Source organism: uncultured Brevundimonas sp. (genome assembly GCF_937870815.1).
Lineage (GTDB): Bacteria > Pseudomonadota > Alphaproteobacteria > Caulobacterales > Caulobacteraceae > Brevundimonas.
The window spans coordinates 1-25,484 of record NZ_CALMZS010000001.1 but is presented as its reverse complement, the minus strand read 5'-3'; the positions used below and the strand labels follow the sequence as shown (position 1 = coordinate 25,484).

Below are 25,484 nucleotides of genomic sequence, written 5' to 3'. Positions count from 1 at the left end.
TCAAAAAAGTCCTGCAAAAGATGAATCTATAAAGATGCTGGATGCTAGATGCTGGATGTAAGTTTCCTAGCATCCAGCATCTTTTTTTGAAGAGAGGACAAGATGGAACTGGACACGTATCAACACAAACGGGATTTCAAGCAAACCACCGAGCCGAAAGGGCACGTTGCCCGGCGCACGCAATATTGGTTCGTTGTGCTGGAGCATCACGCAAGTACGCATTTGCACGTCGTGGCCGTGTTGCTCTTTGGGAGTGGGGCGCAAGCGCAGACCTATTATGAAGAGTGGCGGGGGCCAACTCTTGGAGGAGTTTGGCGTGGTGACAGGGGTACTCCGGTCGCTGTGTCGGTACCGGAAAAAGCTGGCCTTGAGCACCGCGGTGCGCGCCGCCGTGACGCGCGAAATCAACTACTTACTGATCAACGCCCGGTTTTGTCGCAGCGGGATGCGTTGGAAACGGGATTCAGGGGCACTCCTACTGCAATTACGAGCCATCAAGCTCTCGCAACAATGGGAGGGCTTCTGGGCCACCGTGATGCAGGGCGCGACTTAAACGGTACATCATGGTGATCTCCTACCCGAAGAAAACACACCTCGCGGAGATACACTCATTTTGCGCTTCTTCTCTTCATCCGAACCATCCCAGGTGAATTTCACGCCGGACACCATCTGTCCATCCTTGTCATAAGCCAGCGCTGCAAAAACGACTTTTTCGCCGGTGTGAATCGTCACATCGCGCGGAGAAATTTCGAGGCGTGCAACTTTGCGATCCCCGTCGGCTTGTTTCTCCTGCACGCTTGGGGCGGGCGGCGTGTGCGGCGGGGGCGGCGCCTTCCGGGTCGACAACCTGGGCTATCTGAAGAACACCGCCGGCCTCTATCTTCAGGGCTGGCCGGTCGATTCCGACGGCAACATCAACGCCGATCCGTCCGACCTGAACCGGCTGCGCACCATCAATGTCGGCCAGGTGGGCGGCACGGCCGAGCCGACCACCCGGGTGCAGCTGAACGCCAACGTCAAGTCCAGCCAGGCCGTTTCCGCCGAGGCCGCGGACGCCGCGGCCGTTCCCGTCGGCGCCAACGCCTACGACCCCGCCACCAATTCCATGGCCATGTGGGACCCCGAAACCGGCGACGGCGTGAAGCCGGATTTCGAGCTGACCATTCCGGTTTCCGACTCCAAGGGCGGCCAGCGCACCGTCGCCCTGGCCTTCCTGAAGAGCACCATTCCGAACCAGTGGTACGCCGAGATCCGGGCTGTACCGGCCTCGGACGTCATTACCGGGGCCGGCCTCACCAACGGCCAGCTCAAGACCGGCCTCGTCGCCTTCACCCAGGACGGAAGGCTCGACATCGCGGCCATGCAGGCCATGGGAGCCGCCGCCCTGTTCCCCGACCCCGCCGCCGCCACCCTCACCTTCGGCTCTTCCGACAGCGCCGCCCCGGCCGCCGGCGCCTTCAACTGGGCCGCGGGCCTCGGGATCGACGACCAGGCGCTCACCTTCGACCTGTCGGCCTCGGCCGGCGGCCTGACCCAGTACGACAGCGCCTCTGTCGTCCAGGCCGTGCTGACCAACGGCACCGCCTTCGGCAACCTGTCCGAGGTCAAGATCGACGACACCGGCTATGTGACCGCCATCTTCGACAACGGCGTCACGCGCCGCATCGCGCAGATCGCCCTGGCGACCTTCCCCAGCCCCGATGCGCTCCTGGAGTCCACCGGCAACGCCTTCCGGGTCAGCCAGGGTTCCGGCACCTACAACCTGAAGGCCGCCGGCACCGGCGGGGCGGGAACGATCGGATCGTCCCAGCTGGAGGCGTCCACGGTCGATCTGTCGGCTGAGTTCACCGGCCTGATCACCACCCAGCGCGCCTATTCGGCCTCATCCAAGATCATCACCACGGCGGACGAGATGCTGGCCGAGCTCATCAGCATCAAACGCTGATCTGCGAGTAAGGGGCCGTAAACCTCAATGGAACGTTTGTTGAATATTGAGCCAGTGGACGGAGGGCATTTTAGGTTTTCCTTCACCACGACGCTTAAACGGCCCTTAGCCGCCGACCGCTACGGTTCGAACCTGGTGATGGTGGTCAATGAGGCATAAGCCCATGTTGCAAGAGCGACGCCTTAATGATGAAGGCGAACAGTATGTGGTCGGCCCGACGGGCACGCCCCTGACCCTGCACGACCTTCCGCCGGCCAATACCGACCGGTGGGTGATCCGCCGCAAGGCCGAGGTCGTGGCCGCCGTCCGCGGCGGACTGATCAGCCTGGACGACGCCCTGGCCCGGTACCGCCTGACCGCCGAGGAATTCCTGGCCTGGCAGAAGGCCATCGACAAATGGGGCATGCAGGGCCTGCGCACCACCCGCATCCAGCACTACGGCCGCGGCAGCTAGATTCACTCCCCGAAGAGACGACGGCCGCTTCCGGCGACGGGGGCGGCCGTTGTCGTTTCCGGACCGATTTCCGCCGGCCTCGAAATCGCGCGGCTTTGTCGCTAGATAGCGCGCCATGACCCTAGCCGAGGACATCTGCCCGGTTCCGACCATCGCCCGCCCCGACATGGATGCGGCGATCGAGGCTGCGCGCGCCGCGGTCGGCCTGCCCGCCGGCGCCCGGATCGTGGCCGCCATGTCCGGCGGGGTCGACTCCACCGTGGTCGCCGCCCTGCTGCACAAGGCCGGCTATGACGTGGTCGGCGTTACGCTGCAGCTCTACGACCACGGCGCCGCGCTGAAGAAGAAGGGCGCCTGCTGCGCCGGCCAGGACATTCACGACGCCCGACTGGCGGCCGAGACGCTGGGCATCCCCCACTATGTGCTGGACTATGAAAGCCGCTTCCGCGACGCCGTCATCGACCAGTTCGCCGACAGCTACCTGGCCGGTCAGACGCCGGTGCCGTGCATCCGCTGCAACCAGACGGTCAAATTCCGCGACCTGCTCGACGTCGCCCGCGACCTGGGCGCCGAGGCCATGGCCACCGGCCACTATGTGCGACGCGCCGTGGTCGACGCCCGCCCGCAGATGCGCAAGGCGGTCGATCCCTCGCGCGACCAGTCCTATTTCCTGTTCGCCACCACGGCGGAACAGCTCGACTTCCTGCGCTTCCCTCTCGCCGACCTGGAGAAGCCCCAGGTGCGCGGGGTGGCCGCCGAACTGGGCCTGCGCATCGCCGCCAAGCCGGACAGCCAGGACATCTGTTTCGTGCCGAACGGCGACTACCGTTCGCTGATCGACAAGCTGCGCCCGCAGGGCCGCGAGCCGGGACAGATCGTGCACATGGACGGTCGGGTGCTCGGCTCGCACTCGGGCATCACCGACTATACGATCGGCCAGCGCCGGGGGCTCAACGTCGCCGTGGGCGAGCCGCTGTTCGTGACCAGGCTCGATCCCGCCAGGCGGCGCGTGATCGTCGGCCCGCGGGAGGCCCTGCTGACCTCGGCGCTGACGCTGGACGAGACCAATTGGCTGGGCGACGAACCGTCGATCGCGGCCGCCGCCGAAGCCGGGGCGCGCGTGCTGGCGCGCGTCCGCTCGACCCGGCCGCCGTCGCCGGCCCGCCTGGGCCTGGTCGAGGGCGCGGTGTCGGTGACGTTCGACGCGGGCGAGGAAGGCGTGGCCCCCGGCCAGGCCTGCGCCCTCTATGATACGACCGATCCCGACCGGCTGCTGGGCGGCGGCTTCATCAGGACGACACTGGCCGTCTCCGCCTGAGAGCGATATTTTGGCACCTTGCCCGCCAATTGCGGGCCGCAACCGGAGAGGAGCGCCGCCATGCGGGACGACGGCAAGCTGGACTATCTTGAATTGCCGGGCGGCGACCTGCCCGCGACCAAGACCTTCTACGGCTCGGCCTTCGGTTGGAAGTTCATCGACTACGGCCCCGGGTACGCGGCTTTCGACGAAGGGCTGGACGGCGGCTTCGATGCGCAGGCGGAAGCCACGCGCATGCCCCTGCCGGTGCTCTACGCACACGACCTGGAGGGCATGCAGGCCAGGATCGAGTCGGCGGGCGGCGCCGTCGTGCGGCCGATCTTCGCCTTCCCCGGCGGACGCCGGTTTCACTTCCGCGATCCGGCCGGCAACGAGCTAGCCGTCTGGTCCGAGAGCTGAAACAGCCCACCAGGAACTGCAGCGGCCGCAGCCTGTTCTGCAGGCTGATGAGGGTGACGGCGCTCGAAACTCCCGCGCAAATCTCGCCGTCACCCGGCGCGCTGGTCTGAAAGCGAAGCGTCCCTCACCGTCGTAGCGCCCGATGTGCAGCGCCCGGAGACACAACCCTTCGTCCAGGGTCTCGAGCCCGGGAGTGGGGGAAGCTTGGCCAGTTTGCTCTTTCTTCGGGCCCTGCTTCGATTGTAACGCCCGGATCAGTTGAACAAGGACCGCCTGAGCTCTCCGGCCAATCGAATGCCGTTAGAGCGGGATCATTTTAGGCGGAAGCGTAGCCGGCGTTGACGATGTAGTTCTTGCATTCGTCGGGCGGGAACAGGGTGAGCAACTGACCGATGCGGTTCCAGGTTCGCTCTCGCGAGCGTTCCCGGGCCTTTCGCAGCAGGTGTTTGAGCTTTGAGAAGACCTGTTCGATGGGGTTGAGGTCTGGGCTGTAGGGCGGCAGGAACCACAGCCTGGCCCCGGCGGCGCGGATCATGGCGCGGACGGCCTTGCCCTTGTGGCTGCCCAGGTTGTCCATGACCACGATGTCGCCGGGCCTCAGCGTGGGCACGAGCACCTGTTCGACGTAGAGGCGGAAGATCGCGCCGTTGATCGGTCCGGGGAAGACGAAGGGCGCGGTGACGCCGTCCTTTCTGAGGGCGGCGAGGAAGGTGGAGGTCTTCCAGTGGCCATGCGGAGCGTAGCCGGGCAGGCGTTGACCGCGACGGCTCCAGCCCCGCAGCGGAGCCATGTTGGTCTTCACCCAGGTCTCATCGATGAACACCAGCCGGTCCGGATCGAGGCCGGCCTGCAACGCCTTCCATCGCTTGCGACGCCGCGCCACGTCGGGACGCGACCGTTCATCGGCGACGGATGTTTTTTTTATAGCTCAGCCCCTCGGCGTGGACGAAATTCCGGATCGCGCCATAGCTGGCCCGGGTCCCCCGCTCGGCCAGCTCCGCCTGGAGCCCGCGCAGCGTGACGTGGGCCTCGGCCGCCACGCGGGAACGGATATAGGTCTTGTCATCGGCTCCCAGCACAGGTCGGCGATTGCCGCCCATCCTGGCCGGAGCCACGCTGCCCGTCGTTCGCTGGCGCTGCGACCACTTCACCACCGACGACACGGCGACCTGAAGGGCGGCGGCCGCGGACCGCATGCTTTCACCCGCAGCAAGCCGAGCCATCGCCCGTTCACGGATATCCATCGACAAGGGTCGGGTCATGCCTGCCAGCCTCCCATCCGGCAGACACAGCGAATCAGAATTCGCCCAACGACGGAATCCCCATCCGATTCAGAACAATGTGATCCCGCTCTAGCGCGCGTCCACCGACTGGGCGATCCGTTCGGCCAGGGCGCGGTCGGCGCCTTCGAGGCTCATGGTCCAGACGTGGATTTCGCGCGGCGTCGCGCCCTCCCTCTGGAACAGGTGTTCCCGGGCGCGGCGGACGCCGTCCTCGGTCGAGACCACGGAGGCGCGGCCCGCCGCCTGGAGCACCTCGCCGCTGTAGATGGGAAACTGCGAGGCGGGGCCGGCGTAGATCATGGCGAACGAGCGGCCGCCGCGGCGGATGGTGTAGATGCGGAAATCGGGGCCGGGGCGGCCGGTGACGATCTCGAAGCCCGGCGGCAGGTCGACGGTGAACGGCAGGGCGGCCCGGGCGGCGGCGTCCAGCACGGTCACGGCCGGAACCGACGGCGGCGGGGGCGGCGCTTCGGCGGCGGGGGCGGGGGCCGGAGCGGGCGTCGGAGCCGGGAGCGAAGGCGCGGGCGCCGGTGGAACCGGATGCGTCGACGCCGCCGCGGTCGGAGGCGGCGGCGTGACAGGGCGGGCCGGAACCGGGGCGGCCGCAGGCGCGGCGACGGCAGCCGGCGCCGGCGTGGCGGCGGGGGTGGGGGTGGGGGTGACCGGCTCCGGCGCGAGGTAGGTCGCCGGGCGCGGCGGGCCGCTGTTGAGACTGCTGGTGATGTCGGGGCCCGGCGGCGTCTGCGGCGGGCTTTGCGGCGCGGCCTGCGAAGGCGCGGCGACGAGCAGGGCGGCGGCGGCGGTTGCGACGGTGATCATGGGACGGACTGTCGCGCCTCAGACCATGAACGGCAAGGCCCTGAGCGCATAGGCCACGGCGGCGGTGACGGCCGAGGCGGCGACGGCCAGGCCGGCGAACCAGGCGAGACGCTTCCACAAGGGCCGCGGCGGGTCCTCGGGGCCCGGCGGCGGCTCGACCCTAATGATAGCCGGCCTCCGGCGTGACCTTGCCGCGGAACACCCAGTAGACCCAGCCGGTATAGGCCAGGATCAGCGGCAGGATGACCGCCGTGCCGACCAGCATCAGGCTTAGCGCATTGTCCGGGGCGGCGGCCTGGCGGAAGTCCACCGCATAGGGAGCGACATAGGGGAAGAAGCCCATGGCCAGCCCGGCGTATCCGGACAGGAACACCAGCACGGCGCCGACGAACGGCCAGACGTGCGAGGCCCGGGCGACGCCGACGGCGACCACGGCGAGCCCGGTCAGCCCCAGCAGCGGTATGGCGCTGAGCGGCAGGAAGCGGGCCAGGTCCAGCCCCGCCCCGGTCCAGCCCCAGCGTTCGGCGACGAGCGGGTGAACCACCAGGGTCGACAGGCTGACCCCGAGCAGGAACAGGGCGGTCAGCACCCCCGAGATCACGGCCCAGCGGCGGGCGTCGCCGTGCAGGGCGTCGGTGGTCTTCCACATCAGCCAGGCCGCGCCGAGCAGGGCGTAGCCGCAGACCAGGCCCGCCGCGACCAGCAGGGTGTAGGGGGTGAACCAGTCGAAGGTTCCGCCCGCGAAACGGCTGTCGGCGACATCGACGCCCTGGATGAAGCCGCCGAGGACGAGACCCTGGGCGAAGGCCGCGAGAATCGAGCCGAAGGCGAACATGGCCGTCCAGAACGGCCGGCCCCGGCGCCGCCCCCGGAAGCGGAATTCGAAGGCCACGCCGCGCAGGATCAGACCGGCCAGCATCAGGACCACCGGCAGGTAGAAGGCCGGCATGAGGATCGAATAGGCCGTCGGAAAGGCCGCCAGCAGACCGCCGCCGCCCAGCACCAGCCAGGTTTCATTGCCGTCCCAGACAGGGGCGATGGTGTTCATCATCACGTCGCGGTCCTGCTGCGAGCGCGAAAACGGGAAGAGGATGCCGACGCCGAGGTCGAAGCCGTCGAGCAGCACGTAGAGCAGCACCGCCACGGCGATCAGCCCGGCCCAGATGAGAGGAAGATCAGGGGTCATCGGGGGTCTCCCGGCGCTTCGTCGGGCGCGGCGGCGAGCGGGACGCCCGGCGCGCGCGGACCTTCGGGCGGGGGCTCAACCTGTCCGGGCGACGGCCCTTCGTCGAGCAGCCGCAGGATGTAGATCGCCCCCGCGGCGAAGACGATGGCGTAGACGGTGACATAGATCAGCAGCGAGGCCGCGACCGACCCGGCCGCCACCGGCGAGACGGCGTCGGCGGTGCGCAGCACGCCCTGGACCACCCACGGCTGGCGCCCGACCTCGGTGACGATCCAGCCGGCGATGACGGCGACGAACCCCGCCGGCCCCATGGCCACGGCCGAGCGCAGGAACAGGCGGTTGTCGGCGAGCCGCCGGCGCCAGGCCAGCCATGCGCCCCACAGGCCCAGGCCGATCATCAGCAGGCCCAGCCCGACCATGACGCGGAAGCTCCAGAACACCAGGAAGACCGGCGGCTGATCCTCAGGCGGGACGGCGTCCAGCCCGGTGACCACCTCGCCCGGCGCCGCGACGAGGATGCCGGCCCCGGGCACGCCGAATTCGAAATGGTTGGACCGGGTGGCGCGGTCAGGGATGGCGAACAGGATCAACGGATGATCGGCTCGGGTCTCCCAATAGCCCTCCATGGCCGCCAGTTTCTGCGGTTGATGCTCCTTGGCGACCAGGCCAGATTCGTGACCCGCCAGCAGTTGCAGCGGGGCGACCACCGCCAGCAAGCCGACCGCCATGCCCAGGCCGACGCGGCTTTCCGGTTGCGCGCGATTGCGCAGCAACTGCCAGGCGGAGGCGGCGCCGACCACCAGCGAGGTGGTCAGGAAGGCGGCCATCAGCATGTGGACGAGGCGCGAGGGGAAGCTGGGGTTGAAGATCACCTCCATGAAGCTGGTGGCGACGAACCGCCCGTCCGGCAGGACGTCGAAGCCCTGCGGCGTCTGCATCCAGCTGTTGGCCGACAGGATCCAGAACGCCGAGATGGTGGTGCCGACCGCGACCAGGACGGTGGCCAGAAAGTGCAGGCGCGCGCCGACCTTCTTCCATCCGAACAGCATGACGCCGAGGAAGGACGCCTCGAGGAAGAAGGCGGTCAGCACCTCATAGGCCAGCAACGGCCCGATGACGCCGCCGGTCAGCCGGATGAATTCGGACCAGTTGGTGCCGAACTGGTAGCTGAGCACGATGCCGGAGACGACGCCCATGCCGAAGCTGATGGCGAAGACCTTCACCCAGAACAGGTAGAGGGTCTTGAACACGTCGCGCCGCGTCGCGAGCCACAGGCCCTCGAGCACGGCGAGAAAGGCCGCCAGGCCGATCGTGAAGGCCGGAAACAGGATGTGGAAGGCGATGGTGAAGGCGAACTGCAATCGTGACAGCAGCAGCGCGTCGAATTCCACGACCACCTCCTCCGCCCGGTTTCCGGGCCGGTGTCGACTATACTCCCCGGCCGGGACGGGCGTCGATGCGCCTTCCGTCGCGGGACGGAACGCCGCAGCCCGGGCGGGGTTCTCAGGCGGCGGGGAGTTCGACCCAGAAGGCGGCGCCTTCGCCCGGGGTGGAGACGACGCCTATGGTCCCGCCCTGCAGCTCGACCAGCCGCTTGGCGAGGGCCAGGCCGATGCCGTGACCCTCGACCGTCGAGCGCTCGAGGCCGAGACGGTTGAACGGCTCGAACAGCTGGGCCTGCTTCTCGGGCGAGAGGCCGGGACCGCGGTCGATCACCTCGATGCGGACCCCGTCGTACACCTTCGACGCCCGGAACACGACGTGGCCCCCGGCGCCGCCGTATTTGACCGCGTTGGAGGCGAGATTGGCGATCACCTGGGTCAGCCGCTGGGAGTCCGCCAGGGCCACGAGCCCGTCGCCCTCGCTGACGACATGCAGGCGGACGCCGGCGGCTTCCGGCCGAAGGGCGGTGGCGCGGCGAACGTCCTCGAGGACCCCCGGCACATCGGTGGGCCGCAGCTCGACCTTGACCGCCCCCGACTCGGCGCGGGCTACGTCCAGCAGATCGTGCGCGAGGGCCTCCACCTGGCGGGCCGTCTTGACCAGCATCTCGGCCATTTCGGCCTGGGTCGGGGTGATGGGGCCCAACTGCCCGGTCTTCCACAGCTCGCCGATGCCGATGACGCCGCCGACCGGGCTCTTGATCTCGTGGGCGACGTTGGCGAGCAGGCGCGACTTGGCCTCCGAGGCGCGCTCGGCGCGCAGCTGGCCGGCCTTGGCGCGGTCGGACAGCCGGTCGCGCTCCTCGAGCAGCGAGGCGACGAGCAGGATCGGTATGCAGCCGAACAGCACCTTCAGCTGCGCCAGCAAGGCCTGGTCGGCCAGCTCCGGGCCGGATGAGACGAAGGGACCGCGGCCGAGCATGGCTCCGCTGACGGCGGCGACGGTGACGACCACCAGCGCCGTGGAGACGCCGAGCACCCGGAACCGCACCGCGAACAGGATCAGCACCGGTATGACGACGAAGCCGATCTGCACCCGGGAGTGGAAAAACACCGCCGCGCAGACGAAGCCCAGCAGGGCCAGCAGCACGGCGGCCTCGACCGCCCGGACCGGCTGACGCAGCATGTCCAGGTGGCGTCGCGTCAGCGAGAGCCCGAAACTGCCGATCACGGCGATGCCGAGGGCGTGGCCGAACCACCAGGTCTGGAAGCTGTCGAGCGGATCGGCGCCGTCGATCAGATACAGGGCGCCGGCCGTGAGGGCGGCGGCGGGAAGCGGCGCCATGATTGCGGCGCTGAGCAGGAAGCGGCTGGTCCCGTCGACCGTGGCCAGGTTGAGCGTCGGGGCGAACCGGCGCGCCAGCATGACGGCCGCGCTGATCTCGATCATGTTGGCGGCGGTGAACAACAGGGTCAGCTGATAGTCGTTGCCCGCCAGCAGCTCGCCGGCGGCGATGCCGGTGGCCAGCAGACCGCCGAAGCAGAGGTCGTACAGCGGCCCGCGGGCGTTCCTGAGCCAGACCGCGACGGCGACGCCGCCGGCGCCCCACAGCGCGGCGACAAGGCCGGCGGTGCGCGCGAAATTGAGGGCCAGCACGACCAGAACCAGCACCCCCACCGCGGTGAAGATCGGGGCGAGCGGCTCGCGGAAGAAGGCGACGGCGCCATTGGCCGCGACCGGCGGCGCGGCGCGCGGGGCCGCGGCCTCGACGGGGGCCTCCGGGGCGGGCGGATCGAGCGCGCGGCTCATGAGCATGGGGTGTCCGGGTAAGCGGCCTTGACCTCGGACCGGCTTAACCCCGGCTTCCTAATATCCCCTGAAAGTCAGGCGGCTTCGGCCAGCACCCGGTTGAATTGGCGGACCGCCGCGGCGGCGCCGTCGGGATGGCTCCAGACCGCGGCGCTGACGGCGACGAAGTCCGCGCCCGCCCGGGCGATCTCCGCCGCATTGGCGAGGGTGATCCCGCCGATGGCGACGCAGGGAATTTCGATGGTCTCCTGCCAGATGGCCAGGATTTCCGGATCGGCGCGATGCGCCGTCTCCTTGGTCGCGGTCGGGTAGAAGGCGCCGAAGGCCACATAGTCGGCACCGGCCTCGGCCGCGTCCATGGCCAGCTCGCGGCTGTCGTGGCAGGTCACCCCGATCATGGCCTCCGCCCCCAGGATTCGCCGCGCCTCGGCCAGCGACGCATCCGACTGGCCGATGTGGACGCCGTCGCATCCCGACCGTCGGGCCAGGTCGGGCCGGTCGTTGAGCAGCACCGCGACGCCGCGGGCCCGGGCCACGGGGGCGAGCGCCTCGACGGCGGCGAGGATGGCGGCGTCGTCGGCCGGCTTCAGGCGGATTTGCAGGGCCGCCACGTCGCCGGCGGCGAGCGCCGCCTCCAGCTCGCCCGCGAAGGCCGCGAGGTCGGGGATCGCCGGCGGGGTGATCAGGTAGAGCCGGCAGGGCGGGCGCGGCGTCACGACGGATTCTCTGGCCATGCCGCGCAAGTGCGGCGGCGGGAGCCGTGCGTCAATCCCGGCCCGGCCCAGGACTGGGGTGCGAACGACTTGCATTCGCCGCCCCCTGCCTGTTATAGAGAACCATTCGCAATCTCTCGCGGGTTCGCCCCTTGTACGTCTGCAACTGCAACGGCCTTCGCAAGCGTGACGTCGCCTCGGCCATCGAGGCGGGCGCGGCGCGGCCGCGCGACGTTTTCGTGCGCCACCGGTGCGCGCCCCAGTGCGCCAAATGCGTCTGCGAGATGCGCGAGATGATCCAGCAGAACCGCCAGGCCTTCGCCCTCGCCGCGGAATAGCTGCGGGCGATTTTTATTCGCATTTTCAACAGACTGAGAAGTGTTCGCAAGTGAACGCTTGTCCGCCTGCCGTGTTATCGTCGCACGACAGCGGCGAGTGATTCAGGGGGTCAGGCCGACGCCCGCCCCGCCGAGGGAAAGACGACGATGAAGGGCGACCCCGCGATCATCCGCACCCTGAATGCGGTGCTGACCAACGAGCTGACGGCGGTCAACCAGTATTTCCTGCACGCCCGGATGTTCGAGAGCTGGGGGCTGAAACACCTCGGCAACGTCATCTACGAGGAATCGATCGGCGAAATGAAGCACGCCGACAAGCTGATCAAGCGGGTGCTGTTCCTCGACGCCCTGCCCAACCTGCAGGACCTGCACAAGCTGAAGATCGGCGAGAGCGCGGTCGAATGCCTCGGCTCCGACCTGCAGCTGGAGCTGGGCGGGCGCGACACCCTGCTGGCCGGCATCGCCCAGTGCGAGGCGGCCTCGGACTTCATCAGCCGCCAGATCCTGACCGAGATCCTCGCCGACACCGAGGAACACATCGACTTCCTCGAGGCCCAGCACAGGCTGATCGAACAGCTGGGCGAGCAGAACTACCTGCAGTCGGCGATGACCGAGATCGCCCCGGACCGGAGCGCGACCGGGAACTAGCCTCCCGCCCCGCCCATTCCGGTCCCGACGCCACGGAGGGAGCCCGGCATGAGCCTCGAAGACGCCCTGGACGACGCGCGCGACGCCGCGGCCGAATTCCTCAACGCCGAAGGACGCCGGCCGGGCCATGTGCTGCTGGGCCTCGGGCTGACGGTGGGGTTCGCGCTGGCGGCGACGGTGTTCGCCACGCGGGCGCTGGGGCCGACGCGCGACCGGCCGGGCGACGGACACGCACCCGTGACCGAGCGGCCACGCGGGCCGCTGAGCCTGATCCTGCCGGCGGTGTTCTCGGTCACCACCCTGTCGGCGGTGCGGGTCTGGAACGCCCCGCCGGCGCGCGAGCGGACCGTGGCCATGACCCTGTGGGCGGCGGCGCAGGCGCTGAACGCGGTGTGGATCGCCCTGCGCCCGGCCGGCCGGGCGATGCAGATCGCGGCGGCCATGTCGTCGGCCGGGCTGGCCGCGGCCTTCGCCCACGAAGCCCGCAAGATCGACGCCCGGGCCGGCAAGCTGGCCTCGCCGATCGGCGGTCGCACCCTTGTGGCCAACCGGGTCGAGGAGCAGGCGACGGTGCACTGAAGGCATTCCTCCCCCACGCTGCGCTCGGGGGAGGATTGCCGGATGACGCGGCTTCCTCTAGGGACTGCGCCCGTTCGCGCGCCGTCGCAGGCCTGCGCCCATCCCTTCCGAGACACCGATGAAGATCAACGGCAACACCATCAAGCCCGGCATGGTCCTGCAGGTCAACGGCGGCCTGTGGGTCGTCACCAAGGCCAGCCACGTCAAGCCGGGCAAGGGCGGCGCCTTCGCCAACGTCGAGGCCAAGAACCTCGAGACCGGCAACAAGCTGAACGAGCGCTTCCGGTCGGAAGACAAGGTCGAGCGCGTCACCCTGGAGCAGCGGGACTATTCGTACCTCTATGACGGCGGCGACACCCTGGTGTTCATGAATGACGAGACCTATGAGCAGATCGAGCTGCAGAAGGACTGGGTCGGCGAGGAGCGCATCCCCTATCTGCAGGAGGGCATGAAGGTGGTCATCGAGAGCCACGAAGAGCGCCCGATCGGCCTGTCGCTACCGGACCAGGTGACGCTGGAAGTGGTCGAGACCGAGCCGACCGTGAAGGGCCAGACCGCCTCGTCGTCCTACAAGCCGGCCATCGCCGACAACGGCGTGCGCATCATGATCCCGCCCTATATGGGCGTCGGCGAGAAGATCGTCGTCGACACCACGACGGGGGAGTACGTTCGTCGGGCGGAATAGGGCCGGGAGGTTTTAGGTTCTAGGGACTAGGTTCTAGGGCCATATGAACTGCCCGCCCTGTATTCTTCCCTAGCCCCTAGTCCCTAGAACCCAGAACCCAGAACCTACCATCATGGCCCTCGCCTCCGCCCTCGTTTCCGTGATGATCGACGCGGTGCGCAAGACCGCCCGGCCGATGCTGCGCGACTTCGGCGAGGTGGCCCAGTTGCAGGTGTCGCGCAAGGGTCCCGGCGACTTCGTCACCGCCGCCGACATCAAGGCCGAGGATGCGCTGTACGAACTGCTGATGAAGGCCCGCCCCGGCTACGGCTTCCTCGGCGAGGAGCGCGGCCTGATCGAGGGGACCGACAAGTCCCACCTGTGGATCGTCGATCCGATCGACGGCACCACCAACTTCATGCACGCCATGCCCCATTTCGCCATCACCGTGGGCCTGCAACGCACCGCGCCGGACGGGTCTTCGGAGATCGTCGCCGGCGTCACCTACAATCCGGTGATGAACGAGCTGTTCTGGGCCGAGAAGGGCAAGGGCTGCTATCTGAACGACAGCCGGATCAGGGTCGCCGGGCGGCGCGACCTGTCGGAAAGCCTGATCGCCACCGGCCTGCCCTTCATCGGCAAGACCGGCCATGCCCAGGCCATCAAGGACATCCACGCCATCGGCCAGCGCGTCGCCGGCATCCGCCGCCTCGGCTCGGCGGCGCTGGACTTCGCCTGGGTCGCGGCCGGCCGGTACGACGCCTATTATGAGCGCAACCTGCAGCCGTGGGACGTGGCGGCGGGGATCCTGTTCGTCACCGAGGCGGGGGGCATCGTCACCACCATCGACGAGGACGGCGACCCGATGACGGGCGGCCAGATCCTGGCGGCGAACAGCGACCTGCATCCGCAGCTGCGCAAGGTCCTGCGCGGGTAATACGCCTGTCACGTCGGGACTCTACCGCTGGGCCATGATCCGGATCATCCTTGCGGCCATGACCCTGTTCGCGGCCGCCCCCGCCCTCGCCCACCCGCTGGTCATCGCCCATCGCGGCGCCTCGGGCGAACGGCCCGAACACACCCGCGCGGCCTATGAACTGGCCATTGACCAGGGCGCCGATTTCATCGAGCCCGATCTGGTCATGACCCGCGACGGCGTGCTGGTGGTCCGGCACGAGAACGAGATCGGCGGGACCACCGATGTGGCGGACCGGCCGGAGTTCGCCGACCGCCGCGCCGTGAAGGCCGTCGACGGCCGGACCGTCGAGGGCTGGTTCACCGAGGACTTCACCCTCGCCGAGCTCAAGACCCTGCGGGCGCGGGAGCGGCTGCCGGACCTGCGGCCGGCGAACGCCGCCCTTGACGGGCGGGAGCCGGTCCTGACCTTCGACGAGGTGCTGGAGATCGCGCGCGAGGGCTCGGCGCGGACGGGGCGGCGGATCGGGGTGACGCCGGAGTTGAAACATCCGTCGTACTTCGCCGCGGCGGGCCTGCCGATGGAGGACGCCTTCGTCGCGGCGCTGGAGCGGCGGGGTCTGACCGGGGCGGAGGCGGCGGTGCTGGTCCAGTGTTTCGAGATCGGGACGCTGCGGCGGCTGCGGGCGCGGATCGATGCGCCCCTGCTGCAGCTGGTGGCGGCGGCCGGCGGCCCCGCGGACCGGCCGGACCTGACCTATGCGGCGATGACCACGCCGGACGGACTGGCGGCGGTGGCGGCGTATGCGGACTGGATCGGCGCCGACACGGCCCTGATCGAGACCCGGCCGGGCGAGGCCTCGCCCCTGATCGCCGACGCCCATGCGGCGGGACTGAAGGTGGCCGGCTGGACCTTCCGGGCCGAGAACGCCTTCCTGCCGGACATCGACCGCGAGGGCGACGCGCCGGCGGGGCATGGGCGGCTGCGCGAGCGGCTGGCGCGGTTCGCCGGCCACGGGCTGGACGCGGCGTTTGTGGACCAGCCGGGGCTGGCCCGCTGAGCTAGCCCGCGATCTGCCCGAAGTCCGCGACCCGGCCCATGACGGCGCGGACCTGGCCGAGCAGTTTCAGACGGTTGTCGCGTTCCTCGGCCACGTCCGAATTGACCATCACGGCCGTGAAGAAGGCGTCGACCGGGGCGCGCAGGGCGGCGAGGGCGCGCATGGCGGCGGCGAAGTCCTCGGCCTGCAGGGCCGTGTCCACGGCGGTCGCGGCGGCGGCGGCGGCGGCGATCAGCGCGGCTTCCTCGGCCGGGGCGCCGGTCAGGGCGACGGGCTCCCCGGCGGGCAGCGGACCCTTCTTCTCCTCGGCCTTGAGGATGTTCGAGGCGCGCCTGTAGCCGGCCAGCAGATTGGCCCCGTCGTCGCTGGCGAGGAAGGCGTCCAGCGCCTCGACCCGGCGGACGATGCGGACGAGGTCGTCGTCGCCGAGGGCGAAGACGGCGTCGACCAGATCGTGGCGCCGGCCCTGGTCGCGGAGGAGGACCTTCAGGCGGTCGGCGAAGAAGGCGAGGACAACGTTAATGTCCGCTCCGTCCCATATTCCAGCAGATTGGCTGAGGGTACGTTGCAGAATCGATCTTAGTTCGACGAAGCGTTCCTTGGCGCCGCGTAGAGCGTCCAAGCCAGCGGTAATCTTCGGGTCGAAGAGCTCCGCCGCCACGCCGGTGAAAGTTTGCTGGTCGAGAGCATCTCCCACGCTGAGCAAAACCCGAGCGGTCTGGCGCGCCAAGGGCACGGTCATTGCGAGCCTCAACTCGTTCTCCAGCACCAGCCGGATCACCCCCAGCGCCGCCCGCCGCAGCGCGAACGGATCCTTCGACCCTGTCGGCTTTTCGTCGATGGCGAAGAAGCCGACGAGGGTGTCGAGCTTGTCGGCCAGGGCCACCGCCACCGTCAGAGGCGCGGTCGGCACGGTGTCCGCCGGGCCCTGGGGCCTGTAGTGGTCGCGGACGGCGGCGGCGACGGCGTCGCGATAGCTCCCTTCCCCCTTGATGGGGGAAGGGCCGGGGTTGGGGGTGACAGCGGCGGCGGAAGAGGTCTCGACCGCGCCATCTGCTCCGACTGGCTTCACCCCCGTCCCAACCCTTCCCCCATCAAGGGGGAAGGGCTCTTTGGAGAGGAGTTCCGTGACGTAATACCCCCCCATCACCCCCTGCAGCTCGGGGAATTCCCCGACCATGGCGGAGGCGAGGTCGGCCTTGGCGAGGCGGGCGGCCCGTTCGGCCTGGTCCGGATCGGCCCCGACCAGCGGGGCGATCTCGCGGGCCAGGGCCGCGATGCGCTCGACCCGCTCGGCCATGGTCCCCAGCCTGGCGTGGAAGGTGACGCCCTCCAGCTTCTTCAGCCAGGCGTCGAAGCCGGTCTTGAGGTCCTCGTCCCAGAAGAAGCGGGCGTCGTTCAGGCGGGCCGAGAGGACGCGGCTGTTGCCGGCCGCGAGGGCCTTGCCGCCGTCGGAGGCCTCGACATTGGCGACGACGACGAAATGCGGGGCCAGTCGCGGCGCGGAGGAGCCCCCCTCCCCGCCTTCGGCGGTGCTCCCCCCGGCGGGGGGAGAATGGCGGACGGCGAAATATTTCTGGTGCACCTTCATCGACAGGCGGACCACCTCGGGCGGCAGGTCGAGGAACTGGGGGTCCATGTCGCCGAGGATGGGGGTCGGCCATTCGGCCAGGCCGGCGACCTCGTCGAGCAGGCCGTCGTCGTCGACGAGGGCGAGGCCGCGGTCGGCGCAGACCCTGCGCGCCGCCTCGAGGATGCGCCGCCTGCGGTCGGCGACGTCGAGAAGGACGAATTCGCTTTCGAGCTTCTTACGATAGTCGGCGAAGTCCCTGACCGCGAACGGCTGGCCGGAGCCGAGGAAGCGGTGGCCCTCGGTGACGTCGCCACTGACAATCTTGTCGCCTACCGCCTCGCTACTTGAGGCGCCGCCGTCGATCTCGAACGGGACCACATGGCCGTCGAACAGGGCGACGATCCGCTTCAGCGGCCGCACCCAGCGCAGGGCGCCCGAGCCCCAGCGCATCGACTTCGGCCACGGGAAGTTCCGCACGATCTGGTCGACCATCTCGGGGATCAGCTCGGCGGTCGCCCGGCCCTTCCGGCTGATCACGGCGAACCAGACGCCGTCGCGCTCGACCAGCTGGTCGCGGGCCAGGCCAGTCTTGCGCAGGAAGCCTTCGAGGGCCTGTTCGGGGGCGGAGGTCTTCGGCCCCTTGAGCTCTTCCTCGCGGTCCGGGGTGGCCGACGGCAGGCCCTCGACGACGAGGGTCAGGCGGCGCGGGCCGGCGAAGGCGGTCAGGGCGTCATGGGTCAGGCCGGCGGCCTTGAGCCGCTCGGCGGCCATGCGCTCCAGATCGCGCGCCGCGCCGGACTGCATCCGCGCGGGGATTTCTTCGGAGAACAGTTCGAGGAGGAGCTGGGGCATCAGGCTTCATCGTCCCGGACCCACTGATCGCGGGCCCGCCAGAGAGCCCTTCCCCCTTGATGGGGGAAGGGTTGGGATGGAGGTGAGGTGATGGCCGAACGGATATCGGTCAGTACCGATTCACGGTCGTCGGTTACGGCCTTGGTGGTGAAACGCCGGACCCGGTAGCCTTGGCTGTCCAGCCATTGCGTTCGCGCAACATCGTACGCCTTGGCTTCGGGAGTTTCGTGGTGAGGGCCGTCGACCTCGATCACAAGCCGGGTCTCGTGATGAACGAAGTCGACGACGAAGCGACCGATCGGGGCCTGCCGCCGGATGTTGAGTTTCAGTTTTCGGAGATCGGCCCAGAGGACCTTTTCAGGAAAGGTCATATCGCGGCGCAGACGGCGCGCGCGACCGACGGCGCCGCCAAGATGGCGCGGTTTGCCTGAGAGAGTGTCACCCCCATCCCCGGCCCTTCCCCCATCAAGGGGGAAGGGGGCGATGGGGGGATCGGCCTCGTCGGTCATCCCTCGACCTGCCTTCGCCACATGCCAAGCGTCAGCTGCAGAAGCTCGCCTTCCGGGTCGGTCGCAAAGGAAATCTCGATGTCCCACGGCGCGGAGCTGAAGGCCGCCTGTCGGATGATGTCTTCCCAATCGGCGCCGACCACGAACTTGCCCGAGAATCCGTCGTCGCCCCGGTCAAGCCAGCCCATGGACTCGGGCTCGTCCGCTATATCGGCAACGAGGCTTGCGTGAACCGGGACCGGCCCCGACTCGCCATCGATCCGGGCCTCGGCGGTGAAGGCCCACTGGGGGCCGTAGTGGGCCTTGATGAAAGGCAGACAGAGAGCGTCGCTCGGAAACCTCACCGAGCCGGCCACCGGCTGGGCTTTCGGCCGAAAAGTGACGACGCGACCGTCGCTCACGCGCGCGCCCTTTCCTGCTCGACCCATGCCAGCGCGCAGGCCTTGCACAGGTCCCGGATCCGCCCGATGTAGCTCTGGCGTTCGGCCACGGCGATGGCCCCCCGCGCGTCCATCAGGTTGAACAGGTGGGAGGCCTTGAGGACCTGGTCGTAGGCGGGCAGGACGAGGGCCTGGCCCTGCGGGCCCCTCAGGGCGAGGAAGCGTTCGACCTCGGCGACCATGTCCTCGAAACGGCGCTTCAGGCCGTCGACGTCGTAGCCGTGGAAATTGGCCTCGGACTGCTGGCGCTCGTTCTCGAGGAAGACCTCGCCGTAGGTCAGGCCCTCCCTGGTGAACCTCAGATCATAGACGTTGTCGACGCCCTGGACGTACATGGCCAGACGTTCGAGGCCGTAGGTCAGCTCGCCCGAAACGACGTCGACCTCGATGCCGCCGACGCCCTGGAAATAGGTGAACTGGGTCACCTCCATGCCGTCGCACCAGACCTCCCAGCCCAGACCCCAGGCCCCGACCGTGGGGTTCTCCCAGTCGTCCTCGACGAAGCGGATGTCGTGCAGTTTCGGATCGATGCCGATCGCCGCCAGCGACCCCAGATACAGGGCCTGCAGGTCGTCGGGGTTCGGTTTCAAAATCACTTGATATTGGTAATAGTGTTGTAATCTATTGGGATTTTCGCCGTAGCGGCCGTCGCCGGGGCGGCGGCTGGGCTGGACGTAGGCGGCCTTCCACGGGCGCGGGCCGAGGGCGCGCAGCACGGTGGCCGGGTGCAGGGTGCCGGCGCCGACCTCGATGTCATAGGGCTGGAGGATCGCGCAGCCCTGATCGCCCCAGTATTTATGGAGGGTCAGGATCAGGTCCTGGAAGGCGAGCGGTTCGGTGGTCACGGTCGGCGTTTTCGTCCCGGGGAGAAGGCGGCGGACCCTAGACGGACAGGCTTGAGCGGGAAAGCCCCGCCTGTGAACGGCCACGCTCGAAGCCCTCCCTCCTCGAGGGGGAGGGCTGGGTCGGGTGGAGGCGGGTTGGTCCTCGCGGAGCGCGGAAGGGCTCCGGCGACCGGTCGACGACGCCGCCCGCGCCAATGCCGGAGACAGACTGCCTCCACCCCATCCCCCGCCCCCTTCCCCTCGAGGGGAAGGGGAGTCTTAAGGCAAGGACGGTAGGGGTTGGTCCCATGAAGCAGATCGACCAGATGCGTCGGCGGGCGGCGCGGCATCTCGCGATGGAGGCGGTCGAGATCGCGCCGGTCAAGGGCCTGTTCTCGCTGAGCTTCGACGACTTTCCGATGACGGCCTGGACCGAGGCGGGACCGATCCTCGCGGAGCACGGGGTCAAGGCGACCTACTATGTCTGCGGCGGACTGGCGGGCGGGGTGAACATGGACCGCGACCAGTACCGGGTGGAGCATCTGCAGGCGCTGCACGCCGCCGGGCACGAGGTCGGATGCCACACCTTCGGCCACACCAGCGCCCTGAGGATGGACGCCGAGGCGCTGCGGCTGAGCCTCGACGCCAATGCCGCTTGGGTGGCGGAGCGGCTGGACGGCCATCGGATGACGACCTTCGCCTGGCCGTTCGGGGACGCGACGGTCGGGGCCAAGCGGGTGGTGCGCGGGCGGTTCGAGCTGGCGCGGGGCGTGCGCGACGGGGTCAACGCCGGGCGCGAGGACCGGGCCCTGATCCGCTCGATCGGGCTGGAGAGCCGGCGGCTGCCCGGCTACGACCTCGAAGGGCTGATGGCCGGGGCGGCGGAGCGTCGCGGCTGGCTGACGGCCTATGGGCACGACGTGTCGGACCGGCCGACGGACTACGGCTGCACGCCGGAGGATCTGGACCGGACGCTGCGGCTGGCCAGGGCGGCCGGCCTGGAGGTGCTGCCGTTGGCGGCGGCGTGGGAGGTGGTCCGCCGTTGAATCCCTTCTCCCCTTGAGGGAGAAGGATGCCTAAGCGGCTTCGCTCATCCCGGCCGCCTTGCGCGCGTCGGCCCAGCGGATCAGGGCGGCGCGCGGCCAGGCCACGATCCACGAGCGGGCCGTGTATTCGCCCTTTTCGATCAGGGCGGCGCGGGTCGGGGAGCTGGTCGCGGCGCGCTGGGTGTGGATCTCGCCCGGACCCTGGTGGACCATGAAGGCGCCGTGCTTCAGCGGGTTGAGGCGCAGGTAGGCGAGGCGCGGGCTGATCTGCTCCAGCGGCGGATCGTAGAACCACGACGAGCCGAGCATGCCGGCCATGCCAGGACGACCCTTGAGGATTTCGGCGGCGGTGGCCCAGGCGCGGTCCCAGCCGGCCTCGTTGAAATCGGACAGTTCGCGGCTTTCGGTATGGACCTCCAGCCACGGCTTCCAGGCCTGGGCGGCGGCATAGGCCGGGATCACCGCCCAGCCCCAGCCCTCGCGGGCGTGGCGCAGCACCTGGCCGGGCCCCATCGGCGACGACAGGTCGATCATCTGGGTGCGGGCGCCGGGCACGCTGAGGACCAGGGAGATGCGCACGTCCTTGGCCCAGAAGTCGCGATCGTAGGGGTCGGGCGCGGCGGTGAGGAAGTCGGCGAGGCGGCCGATCCACTCCGGATAGAGCTCCAGCACGGCCGGCGGCAGGTCGGCGGCCGGGACGCGCGCCGGCATCTCCAGCGCCCAGATGGCCACGAGGGCGCGGCGGTGGTCGTCGGTCAGGGCGGGCCCGAAGGCGGCCCGCAGGGCCTCTTCGGCGCGGTGGCCCGGCTGGTCGAAATCCCAGTGCGCCGCCGAGGCGGCGGCCGCCTCGGCGGCGGCGTCCCTGAGCGCGTGGAGGCGGGCGCGGTCCCCGGGCGGCACGCGCGCCAGCACGGCCTCGAAGGCGGCTATCCGGGCGGGCGTCAGCGTTTCCATGACTTCAGCCTACACAACAGCGGTTGGCCGACTGTTAAGGCGCCCGGCAGGCTGAAACGGCGGCGAACCGGAGTCCGCCGCCTCGCGTTTCAGGGCATCAAACCGGTCAGTTCGAGACCGGGGCCGCGCCGGCGTCGGCTTCCTCGCCGTCGCCCTGGGCGGCCGCGTTCGGGTCCAGCACCCTGTCGATGACGAAGACGCCGCCGTTGGAGGCGTCGAGCTCGGCCTGGGTGACCGTCGCCGTCCCGACGGCGATGGCGTCCGCGGTGCCGTCGATGTTGATCTCGACGCCGCCGGCGGTGGCGATCGGGCCGCGCGCGCCCTTGATCTGGTCGGTGGTCAGCTCGGCCACAAGCACATGGTAGAGCATCAGGTTGCGCAGCTCCTGGGCGTTGGCCGGATCGAGCAGACGGGTGCGCTCGGCTTCCGGCAGGGCCGCGAAAGCCGCGTCGGTCGGCGCGAAGATGGTGATGGCCGGGCGCGTCTGGAGAATCTCGGTCAACTGGGCCTGGTCGAGGGCGCGCAGCAGGGTCGAGAACTGGCCCTGCGCCTTCAGCACGTCGATGACGGTGTTGGCGGCCACGGGCGCGGCCGGGGCGGCGGGCGCGGTCTGGGCGATGGCGGCCGGAGCGGCCAGCAGAGCAACCGCGGCGGCGGCGGCGAGAAGTTTGATGCGAATCATTAGTATCCCTCTTTTTCTTCAGGAGACCGCAAGGATAGATTACCGGCGGTCGTGTCGATGAAAGCCGACCCTGCGGGGTGGTGACAACCCTCCGGGTTCAATATCAACGCAAGATGCGACGAAACATCCCGCATTCCGTGTTGATCTCAAGGCGGTTTCGAGGTCGACTTCACAATACCGACGGTATTTCGCCATTAAGCTCACACGGCTCTACGAGCCCAGAATGGTCGGCCTGATCCACCATCCGGGACGGTCGGCGGCGATTCGGGCGGCGCCGGCGGCCGCGTCCCCGGGCGTATCGAACAGGGCGAAGACGGTGGCCCCCGAACCGGACATCCGCGCCAGCCGGGCGCCGGCAAGGCCCGCCGCGGCCTCGAGCGCGCCGGCGATGAGCGGGGCGCGCCGGACCGCCGGCGCTTCCAGATCGTTGCGGAGCCCGGCCAGCCAGCCGATCACCGCGGCCGCCGTCCAGGCCGGCGGCGGCGGCGGCCGGTCCGCACTCCGGACGGGTCCGGCGTCATAGGCGCCGTAGATCTCGCCGGTCGGGGAGGCGACGCCCGGATTGATCAGCACGGCCGCCAGCGGCGGCAGGCGGGGCTCGAAGGTCAACGACCCGCCCCGGCCGGCGGCCCAGGCCGGGCGGGCGTGCAGACACATGGGCCCGTCCGCGCCGACGCCGGCGGCAAGGGCGGCGAGGGCGCCGTCATCGAGGTCGAGGCCGAGGGCGTCCCGGGCGAGCCTGAGCGCGGCGCCGGCGTCGGACGAGCCGCCGCCCAGGCCGGCTGCGACCGGCAGCCGCTTGTCGAGGTTCACGGCCAGGGGTGGATCACCGATACCGGCGACCCGGCCGAGGTCGCGCAGGGCCTTCAGGATCAGGTTGTCGCCGGCTTCCTCCAGCCCGCCGGCGAACGGCCCCTCCATCGCGAGGGACAGCCGCCCGGCCGGCCGGACCGACACCCGGTCGCCGAAATCGGCGAAGGTCACAAGACTGGCGAGCGGATGATAGCCGTCGGCCTCGGCCGGGCCGACGTGGAGGAACAGGTTGACCTTGGCCGGGGCGAGGGCGGTGCGCGCGGCCATGCCTCAGGGCTGGCTGCCGGCGAGGGACGGGACCGGCAGGCCGGCGAGGAGCTTCCGCTCGACCTCGGCGCGGCGGTCCGGACCCGGCCCGAGCGTCAGCACGCGGCTCCACTGCCAGCCGGCCTCGCGGCGGCGCCCGACCTGCCAGTAGGCGTCGCCGAGGTGGTCATTGATCTCGGCGTTGGCGGGTTGTTTGGCGACCGCCTGTTCGAGGGTCTCGACCGCGGTCTCGTATTGTCCACGCCGGTACTGGGCCCAACCCAGCGAGTCCTGGATGTTGCCGTTGCGCGGATCGGCCGCGAAGGCCCGGGCGATCATTTCGGCGCCCTGCTCGACGCGGCGGCCGCTGTCGACCCACAGATAGCCGAGGTGGTTCAGCAGGACCGGGTTGTCAGGGGCCATCTGCAGGGCGGCCCAGAGCTCGGCCTCGGCCGCCTCGATGCGGCCGAGCCGTTCGAGGACGCGGCCGCGGTCGAAGCGGACGTCGGCGGACTGCTGCGCCGTGTTGACGGTGGGGCGGTTCAGGACGCCAAGCGCCTCCTCATAGCGCTCGAGGTTGAAATAGTGGTTGGCCAGCAGCCGTGAAACGGCGATCTGGTCGGACGCGGCGACGTCGGCGCGGATGAAGGCCTCGAGCGCCTCGTCGTGACGCTCCTCTTCGGCGAGGCTGACGCCGAGCCCGAGCTGGGCGCTGGCGTAGACGATCGGATTGGACGGGCCGACCCGGGCGAAGGCGTCCCGGGCGGCCGCCTTGTAGTTCGCCTCGTCGAGGCTCTCGGCCAGGCGCAGGGTCAGGGTGTCGTCCGGATGAAGGGCGGCCGCGAAATGAAGGTAGATGGCTGACAGTTCATGGACGTCGACCTGGCTGGTCTCGATGGCCGCGAAGGCCAGGGCGTCGGACGTGATCTGGCGCAGGTCGGGCGCGGCGGGAGGCCGGCCCCCGGTCCGCATGCGGCGGCCGGCGGCGAGGGCGCGCGGATCGGGGGCGTCGCCGGCCAGCGCCGCCGCGTAGACGGCCAGGGCCTCGTCACGCCGGCCCCGGCGTTCGAGGAAGGCGCCGTAGTGGACGCGGAACAGACGCGCGCCGTCGGGAATCGCCAGCAGGGCCGCATATTCGGCCTCGGCCTCATCGAAGCGGCGGCGGCTCTCGAGAAGCTGGGCCCGCTGATCGCGCAGGACCAGGCCGGCGGTCTGCCGGGCGGGGGCGTTCACCGGGCGCAGGGCGGTGTCCCAGTCGCCCGCCGCGGCGGCGACGGCCGGCAGCAGATAGGTCGACACGGGGCCGTACGGATCGGGCAGGGGCTCCGCCCGCAGCAGCGTCAGGGCCGCGCCGCCGTCGCCGTCGCGCAGGGCCTGAACCACCCCCGCGAGCCGACCGGCCCCGGCGAACAGGGGGGTGTCGGCGACGAAGGGCGTGAGCCGGACGACGGCGTCGAGATCCCCGGAAAACAGGCTGGCCAGAAAGGCCTCGCCGCCGAGGCGCGGCTGTTCCGGGGTCAGCGACTGGCTGCGGGCCAGCAGGTCGGCGCCGGCCGCCTGCTGACCCCTGAGGCTGGCGATCCGGCCGGACAGGTAGAGGCCGTAGGCGGACTGGCCGTCGGGGGAGAAGGGCGCCGGGGACCAGACTTCGGGGATCGGCGGTTCGGCCGGCTCGACCGGCAGTGCCGCAGGGTCGACCGCGGACCCTTCGTCGGGCTCGATGACGATCAACGGCGGCCGCTCCGGCGACGGTTCGGAGGACAGGGGCGGCGGCGGCCCGGAGCCGGGCGTCTCCTGGGCCGCGGCGGAGTCGGCGAGGGCCAGCAGGGCGCAGCCTGACAGGAGGAGACGAAGGGAGATAGGACGCATGCGGCGGAGCCTCACCGGATTATGCGGCCTCGGCAAGGCCTCTCGCCCGCCGCGGCGCTACATATTCGGATAGTTGGGCCCGCCGCCGCCCTCGGGCGTGGTCCAGACGATGTTCTGGGACGGGTCCTTGATGTCGCAGGTTTTGCAGTGGACGCAGTTCTG

General features: G+C 69.7%; 27 protein-coding genes and 1 pseudogene. 12 read left to right on the top strand and 16 right to left on the bottom strand.

What is annotated here, in order from left to right; all coding sequences use genetic code 11:
- The first annotated feature begins 102 nt into the window (after nucleotides 1–102).
- Nucleotides 103–570: a hypothetical protein gene (locus Q0588_RS00140; protein ID WP_298742669.1), complete on the top strand. Its 468-nt coding sequence runs from the start codon at nucleotides 103–105 to the stop codon at nucleotides 568–570.
- Here Q0588_RS00140 and Q0588_RS00135 read toward each other — a convergent pair.
- On the bottom strand, nucleotides 562–795 hold the full coding sequence (locus tag Q0588_RS00135) for a hypothetical protein (protein ID WP_298742667.1): 234 nt from the start codon (nucleotides 793–795) through the stop codon (nucleotides 562–564). The genes Q0588_RS00140 and Q0588_RS00135 overlap by 9 nt on opposite strands.
- Before the next feature lie 31 nt (nucleotides 796–826).
- Between Q0588_RS00135 and Q0588_RS00130 the strand changes: the two are divergent.
- From Q0588_RS00130 to Q0588_RS00115, 4 genes and pseudogenes are all read left to right on the top strand, one after another.
- Nucleotides 827–1,945 (top strand): annotated as a pseudogene (locus Q0588_RS00130) (flagellar hook-basal body complex protein); the annotation flags it as partial.
- Between the two features lie 163 nt (nucleotides 1,946–2,108).
- Nucleotides 2,109–2,399, top strand: a complete 291-nt coding sequence (locus Q0588_RS00125; protein ID WP_298742665.1) for a DUF1153 domain-containing protein — start codon at nucleotides 2,109–2,111, stop codon at nucleotides 2,397–2,399.
- A 115-nt stretch (nucleotides 2,400–2,514) separates the two neighbouring features.
- On the top strand, nucleotides 2,515–3,717 hold the full coding sequence (gene mnmA, locus Q0588_RS00120) for a tRNA 2-thiouridine(34) synthase MnmA (RefSeq protein ID WP_298742663.1): 1,203 nt from the start codon (nucleotides 2,515–2,517) through the stop codon (nucleotides 3,715–3,717).
- Between the two features lie 60 nt (nucleotides 3,718–3,777).
- Nucleotides 3,778–4,116 (top strand): VOC family protein, encoded by a 339-nt coding sequence (locus Q0588_RS00115; RefSeq protein WP_298742661.1) that lies wholly within the window; start codon nucleotides 3,778–3,780, stop codon nucleotides 4,114–4,116.
- A gap of 316 nt (nucleotides 4,117–4,432) precedes the next feature.
- Here the strand turns inward: Q0588_RS00115 and Q0588_RS00110 are convergent.
- The 6 genes from Q0588_RS00110 to thiE all read right to left on the bottom strand — a co-directional run bounded on the left by Q0588_RS00110 (nucleotide 4,433) and on the right by thiE (nucleotide 11,330).
- A protein-coding gene (locus Q0588_RS00110; RefSeq protein ID WP_298742659.1) for an IS630 family transposase occupies nucleotides 4,433–5,378 on the bottom strand; the annotation gives its coding sequence in 2 pieces (ribosomal slippage) (nucleotides 4,433–5,038 and nucleotides 5,040–5,378; 945 coding nt in all).
- Between the two features lie 90 nt (nucleotides 5,379–5,468).
- Entirely contained in the window at nucleotides 5,469–6,218 is a 750-nt protein-coding gene (locus Q0588_RS00105) for a hypothetical protein (RefSeq protein WP_298742657.1), read from the bottom strand.
- Nucleotides 6,219–6,378: 160 nt separating this feature from the next.
- The gene (gene cydB, locus Q0588_RS00100) at nucleotides 6,379–7,404 is read right to left on the bottom strand and encodes a cytochrome d ubiquinol oxidase subunit II (protein WP_298742655.1); all 1,026 of its coding nucleotides are present in this window, start codon (nucleotides 7,402–7,404) and stop codon (nucleotides 6,379–6,381) included.
- Nucleotides 7,401–8,795: a cytochrome ubiquinol oxidase subunit I gene (locus tag Q0588_RS00095; protein ID WP_298742653.1), complete on the bottom strand. Its 1,395-nt coding sequence runs from the start codon at nucleotides 8,793–8,795 to the stop codon at nucleotides 7,401–7,403. Before Q0588_RS00095 ends, cydB begins: the two co-directional genes overlap by 4 nt.
- A gap of 112 nt (nucleotides 8,796–8,907) precedes the next feature.
- Nucleotides 8,908–10,596: a sensor histidine kinase gene (locus Q0588_RS00090; RefSeq protein ID WP_298742651.1), complete on the bottom strand. Its 1,689-nt coding sequence runs from the start codon at nucleotides 10,594–10,596 to the stop codon at nucleotides 8,908–8,910.
- A gap of 74 nt (nucleotides 10,597–10,670) precedes the next feature.
- Nucleotides 10,671–11,330, bottom strand: coding sequence for a thiamine phosphate synthase (gene thiE, locus Q0588_RS00085; protein WP_298742649.1), 660 nt, complete (start codon nucleotides 11,328–11,330; stop codon nucleotides 10,671–10,673).
- 131 nt (nucleotides 11,331–11,461) lie between these two features.
- Between thiE and Q0588_RS00080 the strand changes: the two genes are divergently transcribed.
- The 6 genes from Q0588_RS00080 to Q0588_RS00055 all read left to right on the top strand — a co-directional run bounded on the left by Q0588_RS00080 (nucleotide 11,462) and on the right by Q0588_RS00055 (nucleotide 15,514).
- Complete coding sequence (locus Q0588_RS00080; protein WP_298742647.1) at nucleotides 11,462–11,647, top strand: (2Fe-2S)-binding protein; 186 nt, start codon at nucleotides 11,462–11,464, stop codon at nucleotides 11,645–11,647.
- Between the two features lie 147 nt (nucleotides 11,648–11,794).
- The gene (gene bfr / locus Q0588_RS00075) at nucleotides 11,795–12,295 is read left to right on the top strand and encodes a bacterioferritin (RefSeq protein WP_298742646.1); all 501 of its coding nucleotides are present in this window, start codon (nucleotides 11,795–11,797) and stop codon (nucleotides 12,293–12,295) included.
- Between the two features lie 48 nt (nucleotides 12,296–12,343).
- Nucleotides 12,344–12,874 carry a tryptophan-rich sensory protein gene (locus Q0588_RS00070; protein ID WP_298742644.1) on the top strand — a complete coding sequence of 177 codons (531 nt, stop codon included), beginning with the start codon at nucleotides 12,344–12,346 and terminating at the stop codon, nucleotides 12,872–12,874.
- A 118-nt stretch (nucleotides 12,875–12,992) separates the two neighbouring features.
- Complete coding sequence (efp, locus tag Q0588_RS00065; protein ID WP_298742642.1) at nucleotides 12,993–13,559, top strand: elongation factor P; 567 nt, start codon at nucleotides 12,993–12,995, stop codon at nucleotides 13,557–13,559.
- Nucleotides 13,560–13,671: 112 nt separating this feature from the next.
- Entirely contained in the window at nucleotides 13,672–14,475 is an 804-nt protein-coding gene (locus tag Q0588_RS00060; RefSeq protein WP_298742640.1) for an inositol monophosphatase family protein, read from the top strand.
- A gap of 34 nt (nucleotides 14,476–14,509) precedes the next feature.
- Nucleotides 14,510–15,514: a glycerophosphodiester phosphodiesterase family protein gene (locus tag Q0588_RS00055; protein WP_298742638.1), complete on the top strand. Its 1,005-nt coding sequence runs from the start codon at nucleotides 14,510–14,512 to the stop codon at nucleotides 15,512–15,514.
- Between the two features lies 1 nt (nucleotide 15,515).
- Here the strand turns inward: Q0588_RS00055 and glyS are convergent, their stop codons facing one another.
- Genes glyS through Q0588_RS00035 form a run of 4 tightly spaced genes read right to left on the bottom strand, consistent with a single transcriptional unit; the run spans nucleotide 15,516 to nucleotide 19,733 of the window.
- Entirely contained in the window at nucleotides 15,516–17,939 is a 2,424-nt protein-coding gene (gene glyS / locus Q0588_RS00050) for a glycine--tRNA ligase subunit beta (RefSeq protein WP_298742636.1), read from the bottom strand.
- Entirely contained in the window at nucleotides 17,939–18,448 is a 510-nt protein-coding gene (locus Q0588_RS00045; protein WP_298742634.1) for an endonuclease domain-containing protein, read from the bottom strand. The genes glyS and Q0588_RS00045 overlap by 1 nt, the downstream gene beginning before the upstream one ends.
- Complete coding sequence (locus Q0588_RS00040; protein ID WP_298742633.1) at nucleotides 18,445–18,849, bottom strand: hypothetical protein; 405 nt, start codon at nucleotides 18,847–18,849, stop codon at nucleotides 18,445–18,447. The genes Q0588_RS00045 and Q0588_RS00040 overlap by 4 nt, the downstream gene beginning before the upstream one ends.
- Nucleotides 18,846–19,733: a glycine--tRNA ligase subunit alpha gene (locus tag Q0588_RS00035; protein WP_298742631.1), complete on the bottom strand. Its 888-nt coding sequence runs from the start codon at nucleotides 19,731–19,733 to the stop codon at nucleotides 18,846–18,848. The genes Q0588_RS00040 and Q0588_RS00035 overlap by 4 nt, the downstream gene beginning before the upstream one ends.
- A gap of 287 nt (nucleotides 19,734–20,020) precedes the next feature.
- Between Q0588_RS00035 and Q0588_RS00030 the strand changes: the two genes are divergently transcribed.
- Nucleotides 20,021–20,758 (top strand): polysaccharide deacetylase family protein, encoded by a 738-nt coding sequence (locus Q0588_RS00030; RefSeq protein ID WP_298742630.1) that lies wholly within the window; start codon nucleotides 20,021–20,023, stop codon nucleotides 20,756–20,758.
- A 30-nt stretch (nucleotides 20,759–20,788) separates the two neighbouring features.
- Here the strand turns inward: Q0588_RS00030 and Q0588_RS00025 are convergent, their stop codons facing one another.
- The 5 genes from Q0588_RS00025 to Q0588_RS00005 all read right to left on the bottom strand — a co-directional run.
- On the bottom strand, nucleotides 20,789–21,712 hold the full coding sequence (locus tag Q0588_RS00025) for a hypothetical protein (protein WP_298742628.1): 924 nt from the start codon (nucleotides 21,710–21,712) through the stop codon (nucleotides 20,789–20,791).
- 106 nt (nucleotides 21,713–21,818) lie between these two features.
- On the bottom strand, nucleotides 21,819–22,394 hold the full coding sequence (locus tag Q0588_RS00020; RefSeq protein WP_298742626.1) for a fasciclin domain-containing protein: 576 nt from the start codon (nucleotides 22,392–22,394) through the stop codon (nucleotides 21,819–21,821).
- A 210-nt stretch (nucleotides 22,395–22,604) separates the two neighbouring features.
- On the bottom strand, nucleotides 22,605–23,474 hold the full coding sequence (locus Q0588_RS00015) for a 4-(cytidine 5'-diphospho)-2-C-methyl-D-erythritol kinase (RefSeq protein ID WP_298742624.1): 870 nt from the start codon (nucleotides 23,472–23,474) through the stop codon (nucleotides 22,605–22,607).
- A gap of 3 nt (nucleotides 23,475–23,477) precedes the next feature.
- The gene (locus Q0588_RS00010; RefSeq protein ID WP_298742622.1) at nucleotides 23,478–25,322 is read right to left on the bottom strand and encodes a tetratricopeptide repeat protein; all 1,845 of its coding nucleotides are present in this window, start codon (nucleotides 25,320–25,322) and stop codon (nucleotides 23,478–23,480) included.
- A 57-nt stretch (nucleotides 25,323–25,379) separates the two neighbouring features.
- A partial coding sequence (locus tag Q0588_RS00005; protein ID WP_298742672.1) for a 4Fe-4S dicluster domain-containing protein occupies nucleotides 25,380–25,484 on the bottom strand: 105 nt, incomplete at its 5' end.

What these genes read in the sequence shown, in the direction of transcription:
- efp (WP_298742642.1), top strand. Translation starts at nt 12,993, where the DNA reads ATGAAGATCAACGGCAACACCATCAAGCCCGGCATGGTCCTGCAGGTC.
- Q0588_RS00010 (WP_298742622.1), bottom strand. Translation starts at nt 25,322, where the DNA reads ATGCGTCCTATCTCCCTTCGTCTCCTCCTGTCAGGCTGCGCCCTGCTG.
- bfr (WP_298742646.1), top strand. Translation starts at nt 11,795, where the DNA reads ATGAAGGGCGACCCCGCGATCATCCGCACCCTGAATGCGGTGCTGACC.
- Q0588_RS00105 (WP_298742657.1), bottom strand. Translation starts at nt 6,218, where the DNA reads ATGATCACCGTCGCAACCGCCGCCGCCGCCCTGCTCGTCGCCGCGCCT.
- glyS (WP_298742636.1), bottom strand. Translation starts at nt 17,939, where the DNA reads ATGCCCCAGCTCCTCCTCGAACTGTTCTCCGAAGAAATCCCCGCGCGG.
- Q0588_RS00025 (WP_298742628.1), bottom strand. Translation starts at nt 21,712, where the DNA reads ATGGAAACGCTGACGCCCGCCCGGATAGCCGCCTTCGAGGCCGTGCTG.
- Q0588_RS00055 (WP_298742638.1), top strand. Translation starts at nt 14,510, where the DNA reads ATGATCCGGATCATCCTTGCGGCCATGACCCTGTTCGCGGCCGCCCCC.
- mnmA (WP_298742663.1), top strand. Translation starts at nt 2,515, where the DNA reads ATGACCCTAGCCGAGGACATCTGCCCGGTTCCGACCATCGCCCGCCCC.
- Q0588_RS00115 (WP_298742661.1), top strand. Translation starts at nt 3,778, where the DNA reads ATGCGGGACGACGGCAAGCTGGACTATCTTGAATTGCCGGGCGGCGAC.
- Q0588_RS00070 (WP_298742644.1), top strand. Translation starts at nt 12,344, where the DNA reads ATGAGCCTCGAAGACGCCCTGGACGACGCGCGCGACGCCGCGGCCGAA.
- Q0588_RS00020 (WP_298742626.1), bottom strand. Translation starts at nt 22,394, where the DNA reads ATGATTCGCATCAAACTTCTCGCCGCCGCCGCCGCGGTTGCTCTGCTG.
- Q0588_RS00060 (WP_298742640.1), top strand. Translation starts at nt 13,672, where the DNA reads ATGGCCCTCGCCTCCGCCCTCGTTTCCGTGATGATCGACGCGGTGCGC.
- Q0588_RS00030 (WP_298742630.1), top strand. Translation starts at nt 20,021, where the DNA reads ATGAAGCAGATCGACCAGATGCGTCGGCGGGCGGCGCGGCATCTCGCG.
- Q0588_RS00045 (WP_298742634.1), bottom strand. Translation starts at nt 18,448, where the DNA reads ATGACCGACGAGGCCGATCCCCCCATCGCCCCCTTCCCCCTTGATGGG.
- Q0588_RS00015 (WP_298742624.1), bottom strand. Translation starts at nt 23,474, where the DNA reads ATGGCCGCGCGCACCGCCCTCGCCCCGGCCAAGGTCAACCTGTTCCTC.
- Q0588_RS00090 (WP_298742651.1), bottom strand. Translation starts at nt 10,596, where the DNA reads ATGAGCCGCGCGCTCGATCCGCCCGCCCCGGAGGCCCCCGTCGAGGCC.
- cydB (WP_298742655.1), bottom strand. Translation starts at nt 7,404, where the DNA reads ATGACCCCTGATCTTCCTCTCATCTGGGCCGGGCTGATCGCCGTGGCG.
- Q0588_RS00140 (WP_298742669.1), top strand. Translation starts at nt 103, where the DNA reads ATGGAACTGGACACGTATCAACACAAACGGGATTTCAAGCAAACCACC.
- Q0588_RS00125 (WP_298742665.1), top strand. Translation starts at nt 2,109, where the DNA reads ATGTTGCAAGAGCGACGCCTTAATGATGAAGGCGAACAGTATGTGGTC.
- thiE (WP_298742649.1), bottom strand. Translation starts at nt 11,330, where the DNA reads ATGGCCAGAGAATCCGTCGTGACGCCGCGCCCGCCCTGCCGGCTCTAC.